This is a genomic window from Oleiphilus sp. HI0080, assembly GCF_001635135.1.
Genome location: NZ_LWFU01000336.1, coordinates 1 through 3,721, shown reverse-complemented (window position 1 = coordinate 3,721; position 3,721 = coordinate 1). Strand labels below are relative to the sequence as shown.

4 protein-coding genes are annotated in these 3,721 nt (G+C 46.1%); all 4 read left to right on the top strand.

Annotated features, from left to right (window positions below; all coding sequences use genetic code 11):
- The first annotated feature begins 29 nt into the window (after nt 1–29).
- Complete coding sequence (locus A3751_RS04535) at nt 30–1,175, top strand: cysteine desulfurase family protein (RefSeq protein ID WP_068452697.1); 1,146 nt, start codon at nt 30–32, stop codon at nt 1,173–1,175.
- 134 nt (nt 1,176–1,309) lie between these two features.
- Nucleotides 1,310–1,738: a nucleoside-diphosphate kinase gene (gene ndk / locus A3751_RS04530; RefSeq protein ID WP_068452700.1), complete on the top strand. Its 429-nt coding sequence runs from the start codon at nt 1,310–1,312 to the stop codon at nt 1,736–1,738.
- 90 nt (nt 1,739–1,828) lie between these two features.
- Nucleotides 1,829–2,947, top strand: a complete 1,119-nt coding sequence (gene rlmN, locus A3751_RS04525; RefSeq protein ID WP_068452694.1) for a 23S rRNA (adenine(2503)-C(2))-methyltransferase RlmN — start codon at nt 1,829–1,831, stop codon at nt 2,945–2,947.
- The coding region (pilW, locus tag A3751_RS04520) for a type IV pilus biogenesis/stability protein PilW (protein WP_068452689.1) at nt 2,948–3,721 on the top strand (774 nt) is incomplete at its 3' end.

The window sequence follows — 3,721 nt, the reverse complement described above, 5'->3', positions numbered from 1 at the left end:
AACAGTAAAGTCTTGGTTCACAGTAACAGATGATTTATTTAGATTATGCAGCAACAACGCCGGCCGATCCGCGAGTTGTTGAAAAAATGCTCGCCTATCTTGGGGTTGGAACATGTTTCGCAAACCCTGCTTCGCGTTCACATATGCTTGGTTGGCAGGCGGAGGCAGCCGTTGAAGCTGCGCGCAAGACAATTGCTAAATCGTTGCATTGTGATGTTCGCGAACTTGTCTGGACGAGTGGTGCGACCGAGTCCAATAATCTCGCTATCAAAGGGGCGTTAGAATATTTGCGGGGCAAGGGTGATGAGAGGCGACATATCATCACCTCAAAAACCGAACACAAAGCTGTTCTTGATGTGTTTGAATACCTTGCTGGCTTGGGCTACCAAACGACGTTTATTGACCCAGATGAAGACGGCGTCATCAGTGTTGAACGTTTAGCGGCTGCAATTCAGCCAGACACAGCTCTTGTCTCTGCCATGCATGTGAATAATGAGACTGGTGTCGTTAATCCGATTATGGAGCTGGCACAATTCACTAAATCGCATGGCGCTTTGTTTCATGCTGATTGCGCGCAAAGTGCAGGTAAATTGCGTATTAACCTGAGTGAGTTGCCTGCAGACATGATTTCCTTATGTGCGCATAAGATATATGGTCCGAAAGGTGTAGGCGCACTGTTCGTTAGGCGATCTACTGAGTTTGGCGTTCGTGAGCAGATCCATGGAGGCGGGCATGAAAGAGGTATGCGTTCTGGTACGTTGCCGGTGCATCAGATTGTAGGTTTTGCGGAAGCTTTGCAGTTGTGTACTGAGGATATGCAGGCGGAGCAAGAACGCGTTGCTGGATATCGGGCGCGTTTTTTACAAATGCTTGGTGGTGCAACGTATAGAATAAATGGTAATCCTGAAAAAACTGTCCCAGGCATTGTTAATTTATCTTTTCCAGGTGTGGATGGGCAAATGCTGCTGACTGCGTTGCCAAACCTTGGGGTGTCATCCGGAAGCGCTTGTAACTCTGCTAGCATGAAACCCTCGCATGTGCTGAAGGCTATGGGGTTGGGCGACGAAGAAGCTCTTAGCTCATTGCGATTCTCATTTGGAAGGTTTACTACTGATGATGAAGTCCTTGATGCGGCGTCACAATTGAGAAATGCGCTGTCTAAGTTGGCGCAATAGTGCCAAAACGTTAAGTTTTACGAATCTCGCGGTACAAAGATATATTTTTGAGTGAATCAGACATATAATTCGGCCGCAATTTATGAATGGCGCATTCCGTGTGCCGAATTTACATTTTAATGGGGATAGAAACCATGGCGGTAGAACGCACCTTATCAATTGTTAAGCCTGACGCTGTAGCTAAAAATGTTGTTGGCAAAATCTATGATCGTTTTGAATCAAACGGTTTGCAAATTGTTGCAGCAAAAATGATTCGTCTTTCTAAGGAGCAGGCTGAGGGTTTCTATGCAGAGCATAAAGAGCGTCCCTTCTTTGCGGATCTAGTTTCTTTTATGACTTCTGGCCCTGTTTGTGTTCAGGTATTAGAAGGCGAAGGCGCTGTCCTTAAAAATCGCGACTTGATGGGTGCTACGAACCCGAAAGAAGCCGATGCAGGTACTATCCGAGCGGATTTCGCGTCGTCTATTGATGCGAATGCAGTGCATGGTTCAGACTCTGCCGAGTCTGCAGCACGCGAAGTTGCTTACTTTTTCTCAGCAGATGAGATTTGCGCTCGCGGCTAATACCTCGCGTAGTGTTTTAAGCAAAAGCAGGGCTTCGCTGAGGAGTCCTGCTTTTGTGCTTATAGAGACATCGTAATACAGGTGATTTAAATGACAGATAACGCCCCAAAGCAACGTACCAACTTACTTGGTATGCCTCGTAAAAAAATGGAAGCGTTTTTTGCTGAAATGGGAGAAAAGCCATTTCGAGCGAAACAGATCATGCAATGGATTCATCAATACGGCGTCTCTGATTTTGATGAAATGACTAATATTTCCAAGAGTTTACGTACTAAACTTAAGGAAATTTGCGAAATTACTGCTCCCGAGGTAATTTATCATCATATATCGTCCGATGGCACGCGTAAGTGGGTTATGAAGATGCCAGGGGGAAGTAGCATAGAAACAGTGCTCATACCTGAAGGCAATCGTGGAACCTTGTGCGTTTCCTCTCAGATAGGCTGTGCATTGGATTGCAGTTTTTGCTCTACCGGTAAACAGGGCTTTAATCGCAATTTAAGTGCTGAGGAGATCGTGGGCCAGATTTTTAACGCGATTGGTTCGTTCGAGGGGATTGATCGAAGCAAGGACCGGCCTGTAACTAACGTCGTATTTATGGGGATGGGAGAGCCGCTCCTTAATTTTGAGAACGTTATGGATGCTGTCGATCTAATGATGGATGATTATGCTTACAGTATCTCAAAGCGGCGTTTAACGATCAGTACGGCGGGTGTTGTTCCTGCTATAGAGAGAATGATTGGGGTCACGGACGCAAGTATCGCGATTTCGCTGCACGCCCCCAATGATAAGCTGCGCAATGAATTAGTGCCGGTCAATAAGAAATATCCTATTGATGTTTTATTGACATCAGTACGTAAATATTTGAGTGGTTTGCCCGATAAGAGAAAGGCGACCATTGAATATACTTTGCTTGCGGGCGTGAACGATCGTAGAGAACACGCAACGCAGCTGATTAAAATTTTGGAGGGTTTGCCGTGTAAGGTGAATCTCATTCCATTTAACCCATTTCCTAACAGTGGGTATAAGAAACCAAGTAATAATGAAGTGCGCTGCTTTCAAGATTGGTTGACGGAAGGTGGGCTTATTACAACGGTGAGAACCACACGAGGCGATGATATTGACGCCGCTTGCGGCCAGTTGGTTGGTAAGGTAGAAGACCGTACACGCCGAAGCGAGCGATACATAAACCTACAACAAGTAAGTGGATAAATGCTGCTAAAGCGATCGAACTTCATATTAATCACAAGTTTTCTCCTCGCACTGACTGGTTGTGTTACGACATCAGACAGCTCGCTTTCCAGAAATGCTGATCCTGAGGTCGCTATCGCCCGTTATGTTGACTTGGGTTTCGAATATATCAAGCGGGAAGATTTTACGCGTGCACGAAAACATTTGGACAGAGCGCTTGAGCTTGATGAGGATAACCCAGCAGCGAATAGTGCATTGGGTCTGATCTTTTCGCGTCAAGGCGAATATAAACTAGCTGAAGAGTCGTTTGAGACAGCTTTGTCTTCGGACCCTACATATACTCGTGGAAGAACTTATTACGGTGCGCTGTTATTTTCGCAGCAGCGGTTTGAGGAGGCGCTCGAGCAGTTCGTTAGGGCCGCTGAAGACACTACATACAATGCGCGCAGCCAAGTTTATACGAATATTGCGTTGTGTCATCTGCGATTGGGGAGCACTAGCAAAGCTGAATACGCGTATGAGCGGTCTCTCCAATTAGATCGTTTTAATGCTGGCTCCTTAGCAGGAATCACTGAGGTGTTACTTAAGCTCAATGAATACAAACGGGCACAGTATTACTACAACAGGCTCATCAAGCAGATAGCGAGCCAGGCATTGAGCCATTCGCCGCAGACTTTGTGGCAGGGAGTTCGGATTGCTAAGCACTTTAATGCGCATGATCAAGCTCAAAGTTTGGCGAATTTGCTGCAAGAGCAGTATCCAGATTCGCCTGAATACCAAAACTACCTAAGCCAG